Here is an 18,954-nt window from a genome sequence, read left to right as displayed (position 1 = left end):
CTGTCAGTTTCCGGCAGTGGTCAGCGCCCCGCAATGCCCTCCCGCTGCCGCCACTCGGCAAGCATGACGGCGCGGCGGCGCGGATTGCGATCGGGCAGGGAGTGAAGTTCGGAAATGCGGTCGAGGCGGAAGGCACGATAATCCTGCCGCAACTCGCACCACGCCATCACGACCCGGACCTTCTCGAAAAACGCCACGGCAAAAGGCCAGACGATGCGCTCGCTCGGCGCACCATCGCCATTGCGATACTCAATCCGCAGCTTGTGCTCCGTGCGAATGGCGAGGCGAATGGTCGATAGCTCGACCCGGACCGGAACGATGTCTCCGCCCGGCACCAGCAGCGTTGCGGCCTCGACGGTGTCGCGTAGTTGGGCCGGAAGGACGGCGGTGATCTTGCTCAACGCATTGGCCGCGGCATCGCCGAGCCGCCTGTCCTCGACGCGCCGCGCGACCCAGCGCGATCCCAGCACCAGCGCCTCGATTTCATCGGCGGAAAACATCAGCGGAGGCAGGGTAAAGCCGGGACGCAAGACATATCCCAAGCCTGGCTCGCCCCGAATATCGGCGCCCTGGCCCTGCAGCGTGAGGATGTCGCGATAAAGGGTGCGGATCGAAATACCCAATTGTGCCGCCAGATCCGGGCCGGTGACGGGCACGGTCCGGTTGCGAAGCAGTTGCAACAAATCGAGCAGGCGTTCGGTGCGGGACATGCGCGACGATAGCAGCCGCCTACCGATTTGGGAAAGACGGCCGACGCCGCAACGACCCCCGACGCCACCGGTCGAAGCGTTAACGAACACCCTATTTAACGCGCCGCAAGGCCCGCTAATAGCCGCTTGACACATTAGAGTAATCGCCCTAATTACCGCTTTAGAGCGATTACTCTAATGGAGTGCGTATATGCGGGCCGGCGATACCAAGGCGCAGATTCTCGATGTGGCGCTGGCGCTATTCAATGAGGGCGGCAGCGGCAATGTGTCGACCAATCAGATCGCCGAAGCTGCCGGGCGCAGTCCCGGCAATCTCTACTATCACTTCCGCAGCAAGGAAGAGATCGTCCGCCATCTGCTGGACCGGCTGATCGCGCGCTGGGCGCAAATCTATGCCTTGCCCGGCGACCGCATGCCGACCATGGCGGATCTGGAGACCATGGTGGCCGCCAATTTCGGCGCGCTCTGGGACTATCGTTTCATCTATCGCGATCTCGAGGGATTGCGGCAGCGCGACCCCGTTTTCGCAAAAACCTATGCCCAGACCCGGCAGGCGGGCTTCGTCAATTTCCGCCTGCTGCTCCTGGCTTTTGTCGGTGCCGGCATTCTACAGGCGCCAGGCTCTGACACCGAAACCGAGGAACTGGCGCAATTGCTCTGGATCGTCGGCGATTACTGGCTGGCCTTCGTCGAGGCCGGTGGACAACCTGTGACCCAAGCCCAAATCGATCATGGCAGCGCGCTGTTCCGGCGCGTGCTCAAACCCTATGTGAGGACATCGAAATGACCAGTCTGGAACGCATGACCGGGGCGGCCATCATCGCCGTGCCCGTGATTTTCATGGCGGCCTTTACCGGCCTGCAACTGAGCTTTGGCTACCCCGATATCTTGCGCCAGCCGGCGCCTGAAATCCTCGAACGCTTCGCGGCCGGCGGCAGCGGTCTGGTGGCGCTGTGGTATGTGTTCATGCTTTCGGCCCTGGCCTTTATCCCGGTCGGCGTGCTGAGCGGGTTGTGGCTTTGGCCCAAGGGGCAGGTGGCCGCCGCCTTTGCCGCCTGTTTCGGCATCCTGGCCGGTCTGGTGCAAGGTCTGGGGCTTCTGCGCTGGATCGTGCTGGTGCCCCATCTTGCCGCCGGCGGCACGGACAGCGCCAGCACGGAGGCTGTATTCGAGGCTTTTCACCTCTATGCCGGCGTCGGCGTCGGCGAGCATTTCGGCTATCTCTTCACCGCGTTGTGGACGGTTTCGGTGGCCGCGGCGCTGTGGCGGGAGCGGCCCTGGATTGCCCGCACCGGCTTGCTGCTGGCTCTGGGTATTGCGATCGGCATGGCCGAACCCTTCGGCCTTGCCGCGGCCGGTGCGATCAATGCCATCGCCTACACGCTCTGGGCGCTGTGGCTGATCGTCCTCGGTGTCGTGATCCTGCGTGGTGAGCGCCCGATCTCAGCCATCCCGGCTTGAAGCGCACCAAAGGTAAGGCGGCCCGCAGGCCGCCTTTGTTAGCCTAGCCCAGGCCGAGCCGGCGTTGCCACCAGCCGCCCTTTTTCTTCTTTTCCGGCTCCTCGCCGTCGGGAGCGGGCGCACCGGTGGACGACACCACAATGCCTTCGGGCGGCAGTTCCTTTCGGGCGCGCTTGGGCTTTTCGGCCTCGACCACGGGAGCCGCTGCCTCTGCCGCTGGCGCCGCGGCAACCGGCTCGGTCACGGCCTCGACGGCAACCGCATCGCTGGCCTCCGCCTTGGCCTTGCGCGGGGCCCGTGGCTTGCGCTTGGGCTTTTCGACGTCGGCTACAGCCTCGTCCACCGGGATCGCGTCAACCGGTGCAGTTTCGGCCGGCGCCATGTCCTCGGTCTCGAGCACCTTCTTGCGCCGCGCCCGCTTTGGCTTCTCCGCCGGCGCCTCTGCTACCTCAGTGACCGCTTCAGCCTCTACCGGCGCAGGCTCGTCGGCGACGATCGCATCCTGGGCCAGCAGCACTTCGGCAACGGCCTCGGCTTCCGCCGGCTCGAGCCCGTCTTCGCCCGCGGGAGAGGGCGCCTTGTCGCCGCCTTCCATATCCTCGCGACGATTGCGGCGCCCCCCACGGCGACCCCGGCGACGCCGCTTGCGCTCGCCTTCGGCACTCGTGTCGGTGGGACGGGCGACATTCTCGTCGTCTTCCTCGTCGTCGGCAGGCTCGTCGCCCTCGGCCTCGACAGGTGCTGCCTGCACGGCCTGGGGTGGCCGCTGCTGCGCCGGGCGCGGCCCGCCATTCTCATCACCCCGTTCACCGCCGCGACGCCGCCGGCGACGCCGCCGCCGGGACGGCTCGCCTTCGTCCTCCCCGGTTTCGGGCGTTGCAGTAATCTCGGAAGAAACGAGCGCTACGTCCTGCTCTTCCTCTTCTTCATCGACAAAATCGTCGTCGGCGCTGTCATCGATAACGGCGCTGTCGACCCGCACATGCGACGTCGCATTCTGGTCAGCGAACGCCAGGACTCGAGCCTCGCCCTTTTCGATGGCGAACTGGTTGCCGGTCAGCTTGCCATCGGCCGTGACGGTGATCGACAACTGGTTGCGCATTTCCAGCGCCGTCAGCGTCTCGCGCTTGAAATTGAGGATATAGAGCGCGACTTCCACCGGAATGCGCACATTGATCGACTGCCCCTGTCGACGCAGCACATGATCCTCGATGTGGCGCATGATCATCAGCGCCAGCGATTCCACCGAGCGCACCAGGCCCGTGCCATCGCAGATCGGGCATTTGTGCGTGGAACTTTCGACCACGCCGAAGCGGATGCGCTGGCGGCTCATTTCCATCAGCCCGAAATGGCTGATGCGGCCGACCTGGATGCGGGCACGATCATCCTTGAGCGCGTCCTTGAGGCGGCGCTCGACCGCCCGGTTGGAGCGGTTTTCCATCATGTCGATGTAATCGATGACGATCAGCCCGGCGAGGTCGCGCAGGCGCAATTGGCGCGCAATTTCATCGGATGCTTCCAGATTGGTCTGGAGCGCGGTGTCCTCGATATTGTGCTCCTTGGTGGAGCGGCCCGAATTGACGTCGATCGACACCAGGGCTTCGGTCGGATTGATGACGATATAGCCGCCCGAGGGCAGGGTAACCTGCGGCGAGAACATCGAATCCAGCTGCGCTTCGATGTTGAACTTGGAGAACAGCGGCTGATCTTCCTTGTAGAGCTGCACGTTCTTGGCGTGGCTCGGCATGATCATGCGCATGAAGTCCTTGGCCTCGCGGAAAGCGTCGTCGCCCGCCACGAAAACCTCGTCGATGTCCTTGTTGTAAAGGTCGCGAATCGTCCGCTTGATCAGCGATCCTTCTTCATAGACGAGGCACGGCGCCTGCGACTTGAGCGTCAGCGAGCGCACGTTTTCCCAAAGGCGCATCAGATACTCGAAATCGCGCTTCACTTCGGCCTTGGTGCGCGAAGCGCCGGCCGTGCGCAGGATCACGCCCATGCCCTGGGGCACTTCGAGATCGCTGGTGATTTCCTTGAGCCGCTTGCGATCGGCAACATTGGTGATCTTGCGCGAAATGCCGCCGCCCCGGGCCGTATTGGGCATCAGTACCGAATAGCGACCGGCCAGCGACAGGTAAGTGGTCAGCGCCGCGCCCTTGTTGCCGCGCTCTTCCTTGACCACCTGCACCAGCATCACCTGCCGGCGCTTGATCACTTCCTGGATCTTGTAGTGCCGACGCGCGTTCTGCGTGCGGCGACGCTCGGGCACTTCCTCGAGCGCATCGGCGCCCCCGATCGATTCGACCGGCTCGGTATTGGCGGGCGCCTGCTCGATATGGCTGGCTCCCTCCATGTCCTGCGTATCGGTCTCGGCATCGGGCTCGCTCACCCCGGACGGCACCGAGATGTGCTCGTCTTCGTCGTGAGTGTCCTCCGCCTCTTCATCGCGCAGCAGCGCTTCGCGGTCGGCGACCGGGATCTGGTAATAATCGGGATGGATTTCGGAAAACGCCAGGAAGCCGTGACGATTGCCGCCATATTCGATGAAGGCCGCCTGCAGCGACGGCTCGACGCGGGTGACCTTGGCAAGGTAGATATTGCCGCGCAACTGGCGGCGCTGGGCCGACTCGAAATCGAATTCCTCCAGCCGGTTACCTGCGGTGACGACAATCCGGGTCTCTTCGGGGTGGATGGCATCCACCAGCATTCTTTTGGTAGCCATAGACATGAACTCCGCGCGCTCGCGCGCCGACAGGTGGCCGCCGGACAACCGGAGCCCTTCCCATGGCGCTGTGCGAGGCGAATGGTTTGAGGGGGATGGGGCGCGGAACCTCTGCGTTCGACGCACCGATATAAAAGGTCGGGGCCGGAAGATGCAGCGTGGCAAAACGGCAATCGGTGTTGTCGATCGCGTCGCGTTCTGTCCGTCTGCAGGCCATCTGACCTCTTCCTAGTGGGATACAAATGCCTCTCACGCATCTGCAGCCGTCCGGTTCAAAAGAACCGAAATTCGCATGCGAGGCGCAGGATTGCCGCTTCTGAACCGGGCTTCGGGGCGCCTCTTGCACCCTTGATCCGGTCACTTCCTGCCCCAATGCATTGGCCTTGGGCCGCTTGAACTGGTGCGTCAGGAAGCTTGCGCCTCAGTGCTTAGCGTGTAGGGGTCTTGCAACAGATTGGCAACAGGAAAGTCGAAATCGACGGCTTGGTGCGGTTTCTACGGCCACCCGATTGCGGCCTCGCCAATTGTTCGCATAACTGCCCGGCGCCGCAGATTCGCCAAACATCGGTGCGACTGCGGCCCAATTGCAGATAGGGATCGGGCGCCCGGTGTTCAACTTTCTTCGCTTTGCCGTAGTGCTGACGCTGACCGCCCTCGTGTCTTGCAACCCGGCGCAGTCGCAGGACGCGCCGCTCCCCACCACCCTGCCCACGGTCATGGAGGTGCGCGTTTCGGCAACCCCCGAGCGGGCGCGGCTGGTGATCGATCTTGGCACGCAAAGCCAGTTTTCGCTGACCTCGCTCTCCGGTCCCGATCGTCTGGCCATCGACGTGCGGGCAGGCGCCATTACCCTGGCGGCGCCTGAAGGGGTACCATCGGGCACCGGCTTAGTGTCCGGCTTTGCCGTGCGGCAGATCGGCATCGACCGGGTGCGCACCATCCTGACCTTGTCGTCCCCGGCCCAGGTGCAGCAGGCCTATGTGCTCGACCCGTTCGAGGATCAGCCCGCGCGCCTCGTGGTCGACATTATTCCCGCCACGCCCGAGCAATTCGCCACCAATGTCGCCAAGGATTTGATCGCTGCGTCCGGTGCCGCGCCGCCCGGCGTGGCCGATACCTCGACGCCGGCCGGCGGGTCCGAGCTGCCCATTGCCACCAGGCCGCTGGTGGTCATCGATCCGGGCCACGGCGGCATCGATAGCGGCGCCGAAACCGCGTCGGGCATCAAGGAAAAGGACATCGTGCTGGCCTTCGGCCTGCGCCTGCAGCAATTGCTGGTCGAATCGGGTCGCTTCGACGTCGCGCTGACCCGCGAGGACGATAGCTTCCTCAAGCTCGAGGATCGCGTGGCCCTGGCGCGCACCAACAAGGCCGACCTGTTTGTCTCGATCCATGCCGACAGCTTCCAGCAGCCCCAGATTCGCGGCGCCAGCGTCTATACGCGCGACGAGAACGCCACCGATGTGCTCGACAAGGTGTTGGCCGATGGCGAGAACCGCGCCGATGTCGTGGCCGGCTTCACCGTGCCGCAGACCGCGCCGGCCGTGGTCGATATCCTGGTCGATCTGATGCGGCGCGAAATGCGGGTGCAGTCGTTCATGGCCGCCCAGTCGATCGTGCATCAACTGGAACCCAGCGTGGAACTGCGCCGCTTTCCGGTGCGTCAGGCCGATTTCCTGGTGCTGCAGGCGCCTGACGTGCCATCGGTGCTCATCGAGCTGGGGTTCCTGTCCAATGCGGACGACATGGCCAATTTGCTGGAAACGGGCTGGCAGGACCGCACCGCCGACGCTGTGGCGCGGGGCATTTCTCTGTATTTCGACAGCCTTAAGCCCACCGAATAGCTGTGGCAAGAAAGTCACCAGCGACGGCAAGGGACGATCGCCACGGCGCTGTGATCCCCTTTCGAGCGGCGCTCTGCTATGATTCTGCCATTGCCGGGATGGATTTGAATGCTGCGCTTGCCGCAAGTCGGCGCGCAGGAGAGATTGAATAAATGCTTCGCATACTCGGCTGGCTGTTTGGCTTTGGTGTGTTCATGGCCCTTGGCGCCTTGGGCGTGGGCGCCGTTTATCTATCGACCGTGGCCGCGCAATTGCCAGACTACACCGTGCTCAAGGACTACCAGCCGCCGGTCACCACCCGCGTGCACGCCGCCGACGGTACATTGCTGGCCGAATATGCCCGCGAGCGCCGGCTTTTCCAGCCCATTGAAACCGTGCCGCCCTTGTTGATCCACGCCTTCCTCTCCGCCGAGGACAAGGATTTCTACAGCCATGGCGGCATTGCCGTGGATGGCATAGCGCGCGCCATTCGCGACAATCTGCTGGCGCGGGCCGATGGCAATGCTGCCGTGCAGGGCGGTGGTTCCACCATTACCCAGCAGGTGGCCAAGAATTTCCTCTTGTCGAGCGATCAGACCTGGGACCGCAAAATCCAGGAGGCGATCCTGGCCGTTCGCATCGAATCGACGTTCTCAAAGGACAAGATCCTCGAGCTCTACCTCAACGAAATCTTTCTTGGCCTCAACTCCTATGGCGTTGCCGCGGCCGCGCTGAACTATTTCGACAAGGCGCTCTACCAGCTCACCCTGAGCGAGGCCGCCTATATTGCGGCGCTCCCCAAGGGGCCCAACAACTATCATCCGTTCCGGCGCCCCGAGGCAGCCATCGAGCGGCGCAACTGGGTCATCGATCGCATGGTCGAAAATGGCTATGCCACCTTGGCCGAGGGCCAGACGGCCAAGGCCGAGCCGCTCAACGTGGTGCCGCGCGCCTCGGGCAGCCAGGTTTTTTCCGCCGAGTATTTCACCGAGGAAGTGCGCCGCGAGTTGGCCAAGCTCTATGGCGAGGACCAGCTTTATGGCGGCGGGCTCTCGGTGCGCACCACGCTTGAACCCAAGCTGCAGGAATATGCCCGCCAGGCGCTGCAGGACGGGCTGATCGCTTATGACCACACCAAGGGCTTCCGCGCACCCGTCGCCAGCATCGAAATCGGCACCGATTGGGGGTTGGACGTCGCCAAGATCAAGCCGCTGGGCGACGTGCCCGAATGGCACCTGGCGGTGATCCTGGCCTTGGACGGTAACGAGGCCAGCATTGGGCTGCGCCCCGCCGACGGCGCCGACGGCGCTGTGCTGGCCGATCGCAACACCGGCACCCTGTCGGGGCCGGATGTCAAATGGGTCTCCAAGCCGCTATCGCAAATCCTCAAGGTCGGCGACGTGGTCTATGTCTCCCCGATGGAGGGCAAGAGCGGTGCCTATACCCTGGAGCAGGTGCCCGAGATCGAGGGCGCCTTGGTGGCGATGGACCCGCGCACCGGGCGCGTGTTGGCCATGGTGGGCGGTTTTTCCTTCGCCGAATCCGAATTCAACCGGGCGACCCAGGCATTGCGCCAGCCCGGCTCGTCGTTCAAGCCGATCGTTTATTCGGCAGCGCTGGACAATGGCTACACGCCAGCTTCCGTGGTGCTCGACGCGCCGGTGGAAATCCGCAACAGCGACGGTTCGATCTGGCGGCCGGAAAATTACGCGCAGCAATTCTACGGCCCGCAAACCCTGCGGCGCGGCATCGAGCTCAGCCGGAACGTAATGACCGTGCGACTGGCCAAGGATATCGGCATGCCGCTGGTGGCCAAGTACGCCAAGATGTTCGGCGTCTACGACACCATGCAGCCGGTTCTGGCGATGGCATTGGGCGCCGGCGAAACGACCGATATGCGCATGACCGCCGCCTATGCCACCATCGCCAATGGCGGGCGCAAGATCGTGCCGACGCTGATCGATCGCGTGCAGGATCGCTATGGCGCCACAGTCTACAAGCACGACCAGCGCGTCTGCACTGGTTGCAGCGCCACCAATTGGGAAGGGCAGGGCGAGCCCGTCATCACCGACAATCGCGAGCAGGTGCTCGATCCGATGACCGCCTACCAGATTACTTCGATGATGGAAGGCGTGGTGCAGCGCGGCACCGGCACCGGCGCCAAGGTTCTGAACCGCCCCGTCGCCGGCAAGACCGGCACCACCAACGACTACAAGGACGCCTGGTTCGTCGGCTTCACGCCCGAACTGGTCGTAGGCGTCTATCTGGGCTACGACACACCGCGCTCCATGGGCACCGTGACCGGCGGCAGCTATCCGGTGCAGGTGTTCACCGAATTCATGGGCAACGCGCTCAAGGGCCAGCCCGCGACGCCGTTCAACATGCCCGCGGGCATGACCGCCGATTGGATCAACTCCGCCTCCGGCGTCGAAGCGGTCGATGGCGACCGGGCGGTGCTGGAAGCCTTCAAGCCCGGCACCGGCCCCAATCTGGCGACCTCGGTGATCGGTGTCGACGGCGGCGGTTACGTGGCCTCCCCCATGATGAGCCCCGACGGCTCCTATCCGGTCGGCCAACCCGGACCATACCCTGCCGGCAATAGCTATCCGTCCGACAACAGGTATCCCAGCAACGGCCCCCGCACCGCCGCCGATCTGTTCAATCGCGACGGGTATTGAGGCTCTGGCCGCGCATTTTCCGATCCGCCGGTTGATACGGGGGTTCGCCTCGTCTACATGAGGCCAGAACGACGAAGGACCCACCCAATGCGGACGGAAATCGAAAAGACCGTTGCCGAAATCCAGCAGGTGTTGACCCTGCTGAGGAGGCATCTTTGACTGGGATACCGCCCAGCTTCGCCTCGACGCGCTGAACGCGCAAACCGAATCGCCTGATTTCTGGAACGACCCGGACAAGGCCCGCCTCGCCATGCGCGAGCGCGACGAACTCGATGTCGCCGTCAAGGCAGTCCGCGGCTTCGAGGCTGGCATCGCCGACAATATCGAGCTGATCGACTTGGGCGAAGCCGATGGCGACGCCCAGATCGTCAAGGACGCCGAGGCCGCCCTGTTCGAATTGCGCGACGAAGCGCGCCGCCAGCAGATCGAAACGTTGCTATCGGGCGAAGTCGACGCCAATGACTGTTATCTGGAAATCCACTCGGGGGCAGGCGGCACCGAGTCGCAGGATTGGGCCAACATGCTGCTGCGCATGTACACGCGCTGGGCCGAGCGGCGGCAGATGAAGGTCGAGAGCATCGAGATGCATGACGGCGAGGAAGCCGGCATCAAATCGGCGACCATCCAGATCAAGGGCCACAACGCCTATGGCTGGCTCAAGACCGAGAGCGGCGTGCACCGGCTGGTGCGCATCAGCCCCTATGATTCGGCGGCACGCCGCCACACCAGCTTTTCCAGCGTCTGGGTGTATCCAGTGGTCGACGACTCGATCAACATCGAAATCCTGGAAGCCGACCTCAAGATCGATACCTATCGCGCGTCCGGCGCCGGTGGGCAGCACGTCAATACCACCGACTCGGCGATCCGCATCACTCATGTGCCGACCGGCATTATCGTGGCCTGCCAGCAGGAGCGCAGCCAGCACAAGAACCGCGCCACGGCCATGGCGATGCTGAAATCGCGCATGTACGAGGCCGAACTGCAAAAGCGCGAGGAAGCGCTCAATGCCCAGGCCGCCAGCAAGACCGATATCGGCTGGGGGCACCAGATCCGCTCCTACGTGCTGCAGCCCTACCAGATGGTCAAGGACCTGCGCACCGGCGTCGAAAGCGGCCAGCCGGCCTTGGTGCTGGACGGCGATGTCGACCAGTTCATGCAGGCCGCATTGGCGCAGCGCGTCGGCGTGGCGACGGACGTGGTGAGCGAGTAGGCGGCACGCCCTCGTGGTTCGAGGCTCGCGAAGGGCTCGCACCTCACCATGAGGGCTACTGATAGACTTGCGATTTCCTAGTAGTCCTCATGGTGAGGTGGCAGGCGCAGCAGACCCTCGAACCACAAGGGCGTGGCACCTAGCCCAATAGCGCCAATAGGCGTTTCCCCGCTTTAAGGAAATTGGACGGGTCGATCGCAGCGTTGTTGCGGCGTACTTCGAAATGCAGGTGCGGGCCGGTGGAGCGACCGGTAGAGCCGACCTTGGCGATGGGCGTGCCGGTGCGCACGGCCTGTCCGACAGTGGACAGGAAGCCCGACAAATGCCCATAGCGCGTGACAAGGCCGCTGGCATGGGTCACCTCGACCACATTGCCATAGCCCGACATGGTGCCCACGAACGTCACCACGCCATCGGCCGCTGCCGACACGAGCGATCCGTTCGGGGCCGCGAAATCGAGGCCGGCATGGAAGGCGCGGCCACCGCTGAACGGATCGGTGCGATTGCCGAAACCCGAACTCTGGCGAAATTGGCCGCTCAGCGGCATATGCACCGGCGCACCGTTGAGGGTATCGCGGGCCGCCTTGTAGCGGATCAGCGCCGTCATGACCGCATTGGCATCATCGACCAGCGGCTGGTCGGGTTGCCCATCCTGGGGCGGCAATAAGGGTCCGCCCATGCCGTCCATGTCCCCGGCCGGCAGGTCCACCGCAATGCCGATGCCGGACAATTCGCTGACGATGCCGTTGGTTCTTGCCGTGGCGGCTTCGGAAATCGCCGTCATCGCCGTCTGGGTTTCGCCCATCATCTGGTCGAGCGCCTGGGCAGTCGCATCGATATTGTCGTTGCCGCTCGACACCGTCGGCCGACCCTCCGCCAGGTCGTCGCTTGGCGCGACGCTGGGCAATGCCGCGGTATCGATCCCCAACTCGCCCGCCTTGTCGACCAGCACCTGCACCAATTGGTGCTGCTCGACCAGAACTTCCTGCTGTTGCGACAATTCCTGCAATTGCAGATTGATGTCGCCGGCTTGCGCGAAACTGCGCGAGTGCAGCCGATCCACCTCTACCCGCAATTGCGCGATCCGGTCTTCGTAAGCCTCGATGACCTGTTCTGTCTGCCCGTTGTAGAGCCGCGAAATGTCCGGCGCCAGTAGGAAGCCGGTGGCGGTCAGCGCATTGGCGACCAGAAGGCCGGCGAACATGGTGTAGAACAAGGCGGGGCGGATGCCCGCGCAACGGGCCGCTGGGCTGACGGAGGGGGCAGAACCGGACCGGGCAAAACTGGGTTGATTTCGCACGCAACGCCCTCCGCGACACCACCATCATGGTCAGCGAAGTATGAGCCTGCATGGTTAATAAAGCGCCAAGCCCATGCGGCTTACCGCGCGGGCGCGCGCAGTGCGTCGACTGCGGCCAGCATTTTGGCGGCATGGCCCTTGATGCGAGTTGCCTTCACCACCTTGGCGATCCGGCCATCCGCATCGATCAGGAACGAGGTGCGCACCAGCCCCTCATATTCGCGCCCATAGAGCACCTTCCATTGCCATAACCCGAACGCAGTGACCGCCACGCGATCGGGGTCCGCAACCAGCGGTACCGACAGGCCGTATTTATCGCGAAACTTGCAGTGCTGGGCGACGCTATCGGGCGAAATACCAACCAGAACGGCCCCGCGCCTCGTGAACTCGGGCGCTAGCGCCGAGAACTCCTGATTTTCGATCGTGCAGCCTTCAGTGTCGTCCTGCGGATAGAAAAACAGCACGACGGGCTGTCCGCGATACGCCGATAGCGTGAAGTTGGCACCGTCATCGCGTGGCAAGGTAAAATCGGGAGCGATCTCGCCTTCTGCTGCTTTAGTCATGCTAGTGTCACCTCGGCCAAGTCGTTCCCACCATATTGGGGGGTGTCGGTGCCATATTCCAGCCGGTATCATTGGGCAAGACCACGCAGTGCGGTCGATTCTCGGGGATGCCAGGAGACCGTGGCCGATGCCCCGATCCGGAAGTAAGTGAGCGCGTCAATCACACTCCCAGCATCCCAGACGCCGCTTCCTCTGCAGCCCAGGCGGCCGCCAGGGCGCCATGCCGCCAAGCTGCTGGTCTGGCTTTTGGGAGCCCCCGCAGGCATCCTGATCCTGCTCTACCTGGTTCTGCTGGTGACGCCCATTCGCCTGCCTTTCGGCAGCGAAGCCGCCCAGGCGATGGCACAGTCCGCCTTGCCGCCCACCAGCACCCTGAAGCTGGGCCAGATGTCGCTGGCCCTCGAAAGCGGGGTCTGGCCGGTTATCCACTTTTCCCCGGTCACGCTGACCGATACCAAAAGCGGCGCCAAGGTGGACATGCAGGCCCTCGAAATCGGCTTCTCGCCGGTGCGGGCGCTGGTTGGCCAACCGGGGGCCACGATCACCATCGTCAAACCCCACATCCAGATCGTGCAGGACCTGTTCGGACCGCGTGTGACCAGCTTCCAGATGGTCGATGACCCCGCTGGCGGCCCGCCTACGGTGCGGGTGATGGAGGGTGACGAAAGCTTTCCCAGCGTCGGCATTTCGTCCAATGGGGTCGACTTGCGCGGACCGGGCGGGGAAGCAGCCTCCATGGCGCTGCGTTCGGACAATGATTGGCTGATCTACAATCTGGAGGCCAGCGAACAAAGCCTCGCCGATATCGTCAAGCAGACCCAGCAGGGGCGTTTTTCCAAGCTGGTCATTCGCGACGGCACCGTCGACATGAACGACGCTGTATATGGCCTGTTTCGCCGCTTCGAGAACATCAATCTGGAAATCGGCCCGGCGCAGGATCGCCGTAACGTTTCCGGCGTGTTCTCGGCCACGCTGGGCGGCAAGACCATGACTGGCAATGTCTCGCGTTTGATCGATGATGCCGGTGGATCGCGTCTTGAAACCGATATCACCAATATCGATTTCGCCTCGTTCCTGCCCTTCATCGACGACGCACAAAGCCTGGCCGCCATCCGGGGCGCGGGCGCGCTATCCATCGATGTCACCTTCGCACCCCAAACCGGCAAGCTGGTCGGTGGCGCCTTCAAGGTGGACATGACCGGCCTCGACCTGCGGCTGGAGGACAATTACTTCCCCATCGTTTCCTCGATCATGGACATCACCTGGTCGCCTGCCGAAGGCCAGTTCAAGCTGGCCGACGCGGCCTTGCAGATCGGGCAGAGTTCGGCCCATGTCTCGGGCCTGTTCGCCATGGGGCTGGACCCAGCCTTCGGCCCCACCATCGCCATATCGCTGAACGCCCGCGATATCACCATCCATCCCGGCGACATGGACGCGCCCGCCGAGCCCTTCGATACCCTGGATTTCTCCGGCTGGTCGGCGCCGCTCTATGGCGCTCTGGGCATCGATCGCCTGGTGGCTACCAAGGGCGCCGCGCGCATCGAAACCACCGGCCGCCTGGATATGCTGCAGGCCGGGCTGGGGCTCGACATGACGGTAGCGGGGGAGAACGTCGGCGCCGACGACCTCAAGCGTCTCTGGCCCTACATGATGGGTGGCGACAGCCGCGATTGGTTCGTCGCCAACGTCACCGGCGGCACCGTTTCGCACGCCACCATGCGGTTCAAGTTCCCCGTTGGCTCGATGGCCGTGGGCGATGAGATCAAGCCGATCCCCAAGGACGCCATGCTGATCGACATGACCGGCACCGGCGTCCTGGTCAAACCGACCGCAACCATGGCCCCGGTGACCATTACCGGCGACACACACCTGCAGGTGCGCGACAGCGACCTGACGATTTCGGCCGGCGGGGGCGCGGTGGACACGGAAAACGGCGTCATCACCGTTACCAATCCGGCGCTCGTGATGGACAACTCCGACCCGGCGCAGAGCATTGCCGAAATGTCCGGTGACATCAGCGGCTCGATCGGCGCGCTCGTCGCCCTGGCCCGCAGCCAACAGCCTGACGCAGTTGCCAGCGCCAAGCTGCCGATCGACCTGGATTCGTTGACCGGCTCGGTCGATCTTGGATTGGTGGCAACGCTCAAGCTGCCCAACCAAAATACGGGCAAGCCCCTGGGCATCGATTATGTCCTGAATGGCGCGCTCAAGGATTTCGCCAGCGACCAGCCGATCCAGGACCGCAAGATCGGCAATGGACAACTTTCGTTCAGCGCCTCTCAGGACGGCTACCAGATTGCCGGCACGGCGGAGATCGACGGCATGCCGGCCGACATCGAGATTGCCGGTACGCCCACGAGCGATCCGAGTGTCCGCCTGGGGTCCACCGTCGGGGCCAAGGACCTGGCGGCAATGGGGTTCGATGCCTCCGAATTCCTGACCGGCCAGGTTCGCTTCGTGGCCGAGCCGCAGGCAGATGGCTCAATCCGCATGGCCGTCGACCTCAAGGATGCCGGCCTGACCATCAAGGATATCGGCATCACCAAGGATGCGGGCGTGCCGGGCCTGCTGCAGGCCACGGTGAATCTCCAGGGCAAGGTCACCGAACTTAGCGATATCGACCTGGCGTTCGGCAGCGTGCATCTCGCCGGGGCCTTGACGTTCGATGCCGACAAGGGCCTGCAATCGGCCCAGTTTACGCAATTCGCGCTGAGCGAAGGCGACGACGCCCAGCTCAAGCTGGCACCTATCGACGGTGGCTACGCCATCGACCTGAGCGGTGCCCAACTCGACCTCAAGCCGATGCTCAAGCGCTTTTTTGGCCTGGGCGAAGGCGCGGGCGGGGTGCAATCGACGCAGTTCGAGCAGACGCTGGCGCTCAATATCCGGCTCGACCGCGCGCTGGGCTACTACGCCACGACGGCCTTCAATGTCGTGCTGGACATGACCTTGCACGGCACCGATCTGCGCCGCGCCAACATGACCGCGCAGTTCGGCGACGACAATGCTCTTTCAGTGACCACCAATCCTGCCCCTGATGGACGAACCATGACCGTGGCCTTTGGCGATGCCGGCACGATCCTGCGCCTGCTGGGGGTCTATTCCCAGCTCGCGGGGGGCGACGGCAGCTTGGTGCTGACGACAAACAATGAGCAAAAGGCCGAGGTTGGCCAGCTGGCTTTGCGCAATTTTTCCATCGTCGACGAAGCCAACGTCGCCCAGGTTCTGGGCAATCACGCCGATTCACGCGCCGTAATCGCCAAGCAGAACCGGCTCGATTTCAACAATGGCGTCGTGACCTTCGTGCGCCGATCCGATCGCGTGGAGGTCACCGATGCGGTGCTGAGCGGCGATACGGTTGGCGGCACCATGCGCGGCTTCATCTACACCGACCAGCGGCAGTACGACCTGACTGGCACCTATGTGCCCCTGTTCGGGCTCAACAGCGCGTTCCAGAAAATCCCGCTGCTCGGCCCGCTCCTCGGCGGCCGCGACGGCGAGGGCCTGGTTGGCGTCACCTTCGCGGTCAAGGGTGCGCTCGACAATCCCGAATTCAAGATCAATCCACTCTCCGCCCTGGTCCCCGGCGTCCTCCGCGAACTCTTCGAATTCCGGGCGAAAGAACAGCCGCGGGTTGAATAGCGGTATGGTAAAGTCATACCTTGTGTTAGAGTGCGGCCCTAAGGAGCGATGAACATGAGCACCGTTAAAAAGCGCACATTCAGCGTTACCGCCGAGCAGTCCGCCTTTATCGACATGCTTGTGGCCCGCGGTGGCCACGCCTCGGGCAGTGAAGTTGTTCGCGAAGGGCTGCGCCTGCTGAAGCAGCACGACCGAGAAATCGAACAATGGCTGCAGCGTGAGGTAATCCCCACCTACGATCGATGGAAAGCAGGCCTTGAAGAAACTTTTACAGAAGACGAGGTGTTCGCTGAGTTACGCAAGACCATCGACGACATAGCCGACGAACGCAACGCTGCGGCTTCCAAAGCGGCAGAATGAAGCAACGCTCTGTCATCCTGCTTGAAAGCGCAAAACGGGATCTGCGCGACCTCACGATATGGCTGGCCAAGGAAGTTTCGCCTGCGGTTGCGCGCCGCTATGTCGACAATGTCCAAAGCCGCATTGCCACGCTCCATCTCGGAGCAGAACGCGGCACGATTCGCGACGCTGGCAGAGCACTTCGCGTTATCGGCATCCTACCCCGCACCTCGCTCGTCTTTTCCGTCGACGACAGTCACGTGTACATTCTTCGTGTGCTGCATGGCGGTCAACTGTTCGAGTTTGACGATGGAGATGATCAAGTTGATCCTTAAACCGGCCTGATCAGCGCATGCCGCTTCTTGCCCACTGAGAGTTTGATGACGCCTTCAGGCAGCAGCGCGTTATCGCCGATGCTCAGCTTGTCGTCCTCGATCACGGCATCATTGACACGGACCGCGCCGGTTTGAATGTGCCGGCGGGCCTCGCCGTTTGACGCGGCAAGGCCAGCCGTCACCAGTGCAGTGAGAATTCCGAGGCCACTGCTCAGCTCGGCATGGGACACCGTTGCGGTTGGCAGGGACAGGTCCAGCGAACCAGCTTCGAAAGTCGCGGCGGCCGTTGCTGCCGCCTGGATAGCCGCATCGCGACCATGCACGATCGCCGTCACTTCGGTCGCCAGCACCTTCTTGGCCTCGTTCAGTTCCGAGCCCCCCAATGCCGCCAGCTTCGCGACCTCCGACAGCGGCAGTCGCGTGAAAATCTTGAGAAACCGCTCGACGTCTGCATCTTCGCTATTGCGGAAATATTGCCAGAAATCATAGGGGCTGAAGAGATCGCCATTGAGCCAGACGGCACCCGAGGCCGACTTGCCCATCTTCTCGCCGGAGGATTTGGTGAGCAGCGGCGTGGTCAGCGCATAGAACTGCCTGTTTTCCATGCGATGGCCTAAATCGACGCCATTGATGATGTTGCCCCATTGGTCCGAGCCACCCATTTGCAGCACCGTGCCATAGCGGCGGTTGAGCTCGACGAAGTCGTAGCCCTGCATGATCATGTAGTTGAATTCGAGAAAGCTCAGCGACTGGTCGCGATCCAGCCGCAGCTTGACCGAGTCGAAGCCCAACATGCGATTGACCGAAAAATGCCGGCCGACATCGCGCAGGAATTCGACATAGTTGAGCTTGAGCAGCCAATCGGCATTGTTGACCATGATGGCCGGATTGGAGCCGCCATAGTTCAGGATATTGCCATAGACCTTCTTGATGCTTTCGATATTGGCGGCGATCTTTTCCACGGTCAGCAACTGGCGCTGATCGTCGCGGAACGAGGGGTCGCCCACCATGGAGGTGCCGCCGCCCATCAGGCTAATCGCCCTGTGGCCGGTTTCCTGCAGCCAGTAGAGCATGGTGACGGTGATCAGATTGCCAATATGAATGCTCGTCGCCGTGGCGTCATAGCCGATATAGCCGGTAATCGGCCCCTTGAGCGCCAGCGCGTCGAGGCCCTCCGGGTTGGAAATCTGGTGGATAAAGCCGCGTTCGTCGAGGACGCGCAGGAAGTCGGATTTGAATTGGGTCATGGGGTGCGATCCGTCAAAGCAAGTGTTTGCACCGCCTCCTTGTACTGGCGTCATTCCCGCGAAGGCGGGATCCATTCTGCTGCGGTTGCCGCCGAGAATGGGTTCCCGCTTTCGCGGGAATGACGTCGTGGGAGAGTGGTAAGATGAACTGTCGATCGCGGTATTCGCGCCCTGCCTAGCGCCCGCCGCCGGCGGCGATCTCCTGCCGGCGACGGTCGAGATAATCGGCCGATCGGGTCGTCAGATCATCGATCCGTCCTTCGAAGAAATGGTTGGCGCCTTCTACGATCTGCTGCTCGATGGTAATGCCCTTTTGCAGCTTGAGCTTGTCGACCAGCTTTTGCACGGCCGATGGCGGCGCCACGCGGTCCTTGTCGCCATGGATGATCAGGCCGGAGGACGGGCAGGGGGCCAGGAAGGAGAAATCGTAGAGGTTTTCGGGCGGCGCGACGGAAATGAACCCTTCCACTTCCGGGCGTCGCATCAGCAACTGCATGCCAATCCAGGCGCCGAACGAGAAGCCGGCAATCCAGCAGCCGCGGCCTTCACGATTGATGGTCTGCAGCCAGTCCAGCGCCGACGCCGCGTCTGACAGCTCCCCGATGCCATGGTCGAACAGGCCTTGCGAGCGGCCGACGCCGCGCGAATTGAACCGCAATACCGCAAAGCCGCGCTCGGCGAACATGTAAAACAGGTTATAGACGATCTGGTTGTTCATCGTGCCGCCGAATTGCGGATGGGGATGAAGCACGATCGCGATGGGAGCGTTGGGCTCCTTGCCGGGCTGGTAACGGCCTTCCAGACGCCCCTCGGGGCCATTGAAAATTACTTCTGGCATGGGTCTGCTTTTCCGGCCCTTACGGCTCTGTTGGTGGGGCTGATCGAGCATCCTTTGGCAGCGCTGCGGCTTGACTAAGCGCGCCT

14 protein-coding genes are annotated in these 18,954 nt (G+C 63.0%); 8 read left to right on the top strand and 6 right to left on the bottom strand.

Features of this window, described 5'->3' with window-relative positions; translation table 11 throughout:
* Window positions 1-20: 20 nt before the first annotated feature.
* Window positions 21-710: a helix-turn-helix transcriptional regulator gene (locus tag ACFE8X_RS08590; protein ID WP_375451041.1), complete on the bottom strand. Its 690-nt coding sequence runs from the start codon at window positions 708-710 to the stop codon at window positions 21-23.
* Window positions 711-900: 190 nt separating this feature from the next.
* On the opposite strand from ACFE8X_RS08590, the gene ACFE8X_RS08585 reads away from it, so the two are divergent.
* A complete protein-coding gene (locus tag ACFE8X_RS08585; RefSeq protein ID WP_375451040.1) occupies window positions 901-1,497 on the top strand; it encodes a TetR/AcrR family transcriptional regulator in 597 nt (198 codons plus the stop codon).
* Complete coding sequence (locus ACFE8X_RS08580; RefSeq protein WP_375451039.1) at window positions 1,494-2,171, top strand: DUF4386 domain-containing protein; 678 nt, start codon at window positions 1,494-1,496, stop codon at window positions 2,169-2,171. The genes ACFE8X_RS08585 and ACFE8X_RS08580 overlap by 4 nt, the downstream gene beginning before the upstream one ends.
* A gap of 43 nt (window positions 2,172-2,214) precedes the next feature.
* On the opposite strand, the gene ACFE8X_RS08575 is transcribed toward ACFE8X_RS08580, so the two are convergent.
* Complete coding sequence (locus ACFE8X_RS08575; RefSeq protein ID WP_375451038.1) at window positions 2,215-4,893, bottom strand: ribonuclease E/G; 2,679 nt, start codon at window positions 4,891-4,893, stop codon at window positions 2,215-2,217.
* A gap of 608 nt (window positions 4,894-5,501) precedes the next feature.
* Between ACFE8X_RS08575 and ACFE8X_RS08570 the strand changes: the two genes are divergently transcribed.
* The 3 genes from ACFE8X_RS08570 to prfB all read left to right on the top strand — a co-directional run bounded on the left by ACFE8X_RS08570 (window position 5,502) and on the right by prfB (window position 10,604).
* Window positions 5,502-6,737: an N-acetylmuramoyl-L-alanine amidase gene (locus ACFE8X_RS08570; protein WP_375451037.1), complete on the top strand. Its 1,236-nt coding sequence runs from the start codon at window positions 5,502-5,504 to the stop codon at window positions 6,735-6,737.
* Between the two features lie 152 nt (window positions 6,738-6,889).
* A complete protein-coding gene (locus ACFE8X_RS08565; RefSeq protein WP_375451036.1) occupies window positions 6,890-9,394 on the top strand; it encodes a penicillin-binding protein 1A in 2,505 nt (834 codons plus the stop codon).
* An 87-nt stretch (window positions 9,395-9,481) separates the two neighbouring features.
* Window positions 9,482-10,604 (top strand): peptide chain release factor 2 gene (gene prfB / locus ACFE8X_RS08560; protein WP_375451035.1). Its coding sequence is split into 2 segments (ribosomal slippage): window positions 9,482-9,550 and window positions 9,552-10,604, totalling 1,122 coding nucleotides; the frame shifts between segments, so codons are not numbered across the junction.
* A 139-nt stretch (window positions 10,605-10,743) separates the two neighbouring features.
* On the opposite strand, the gene ACFE8X_RS08555 is transcribed toward prfB, so the two are convergent.
* Entirely contained in the window at window positions 10,744-11,904 is a 1,161-nt protein-coding gene (locus tag ACFE8X_RS08555) for a M23 family metallopeptidase (protein ID WP_375451034.1), read from the bottom strand.
* Window positions 11,905-11,984: 80 nt separating this feature from the next.
* Window positions 11,985-12,467, bottom strand: a complete 483-nt coding sequence (locus ACFE8X_RS08550; RefSeq protein WP_375451033.1) for a peroxiredoxin — start codon at window positions 12,465-12,467, stop codon at window positions 11,985-11,987.
* Window positions 12,468-12,614: 147 nt separating this feature from the next.
* Here ACFE8X_RS08550 and ACFE8X_RS08545 point away from each other — a divergent pair, with 147 nt between their 5' ends.
* From ACFE8X_RS08545 to ACFE8X_RS08535, 3 genes are read left to right on the top strand one after another with little or no spacing between them, the layout of a single operon-like run.
* Window positions 12,615-16,109 carry an AsmA-like C-terminal domain-containing protein gene (locus ACFE8X_RS08545; RefSeq protein WP_375451032.1) on the top strand — a complete coding sequence of 1,165 codons (3,495 nt, stop codon included), beginning with the start codon at window positions 12,615-12,617 and terminating at the stop codon, window positions 16,107-16,109.
* Between the two features lie 54 nt (window positions 16,110-16,163).
* Entirely contained in the window at window positions 16,164-16,469 is a 306-nt protein-coding gene (locus tag ACFE8X_RS08540; RefSeq protein ID WP_375451031.1) for a type II toxin-antitoxin system ParD family antitoxin, read from the top strand.
* Window positions 16,466-16,783 carry a type II toxin-antitoxin system RelE/ParE family toxin gene (locus ACFE8X_RS08535; RefSeq protein WP_375451030.1) on the top strand — a complete coding sequence of 106 codons (318 nt, stop codon included), beginning with the start codon at window positions 16,466-16,468 and terminating at the stop codon, window positions 16,781-16,783. The genes ACFE8X_RS08540 and ACFE8X_RS08535 overlap by 4 nt, the downstream gene beginning before the upstream one ends.
* Here ACFE8X_RS08535 and tyrS read toward each other — a convergent pair.
* Complete coding sequence (gene tyrS, locus ACFE8X_RS08530) at window positions 16,780-18,030, bottom strand: tyrosine--tRNA ligase (RefSeq protein ID WP_375451029.1); 1,251 nt, start codon at window positions 18,028-18,030, stop codon at window positions 16,780-16,782. The two genes, ACFE8X_RS08535 and tyrS, sit on opposite strands and share 4 nt — an antisense overlap.
* A 175-nt stretch (window positions 18,031-18,205) precedes the next feature.
* Window positions 18,206-18,868 carry an alpha/beta hydrolase gene (locus ACFE8X_RS08525; RefSeq protein ID WP_375451028.1) on the bottom strand — a complete coding sequence of 221 codons (663 nt, stop codon included), beginning with the start codon at window positions 18,866-18,868 and terminating at the stop codon, window positions 18,206-18,208.
* Window positions 18,869-18,954: the final 86 nt, after the last annotated feature.

Source organism: uncultured Devosia sp. (assembly GCF_964244875.1).
Lineage (GTDB): Bacteria > Pseudomonadota > Alphaproteobacteria > Rhizobiales > Devosiaceae > Devosia.
Note: the sequence above shows the minus strand (reverse complement) of the source record. Positions and strands in the feature narration are given on the sequence as shown.

Bases quoted from the DNA above. Each gene is read 5' to 3' on its own strand.
- ACFE8X_RS08580 (WP_375451039.1), top strand. From the start codon at position 1,494: ATGACCAGTCTGGAACGCATGACCGGGGCGGCCATCATCGCCGTGCCC.
- ACFE8X_RS08540 (WP_375451031.1), top strand. From the start codon at position 16,164: ATGAGCACCGTTAAAAAGCGCACATTCAGCGTTACCGCCGAGCAGTCC.
- ACFE8X_RS08525 (WP_375451028.1), bottom strand. From the start codon at position 18,868: ATGCCAGAAGTAATTTTCAATGGCCCCGAGGGGCGTCTGGAAGGCCGT.
- tyrS (WP_375451029.1), bottom strand. From the start codon at position 18,030: ATGACCCAATTCAAATCCGACTTCCTGCGCGTCCTCGACGAACGCGGC.
- ACFE8X_RS08585 (WP_375451040.1), top strand. From the start codon at position 901: ATGCGGGCCGGCGATACCAAGGCGCAGATTCTCGATGTGGCGCTGGCG.
- ACFE8X_RS08535 (WP_375451030.1), top strand. From the start codon at position 16,466: ATGAAGCAACGCTCTGTCATCCTGCTTGAAAGCGCAAAACGGGATCTG.
- ACFE8X_RS08565 (WP_375451036.1), top strand. From the start codon at position 6,890: ATGCTTCGCATACTCGGCTGGCTGTTTGGCTTTGGTGTGTTCATGGCC.
- ACFE8X_RS08575 (WP_375451038.1), bottom strand. From the start codon at position 4,893: ATGGCTACCAAAAGAATGCTGGTGGATGCCATCCACCCCGAAGAGACC.
- ACFE8X_RS08550 (WP_375451033.1), bottom strand. From the start codon at position 12,467: ATGACTAAAGCAGCAGAAGGCGAGATCGCTCCCGATTTTACCTTGCCA.
- ACFE8X_RS08590 (WP_375451041.1), bottom strand. From the start codon at position 710: ATGTCCCGCACCGAACGCCTGCTCGATTTGTTGCAACTGCTTCGCAAC.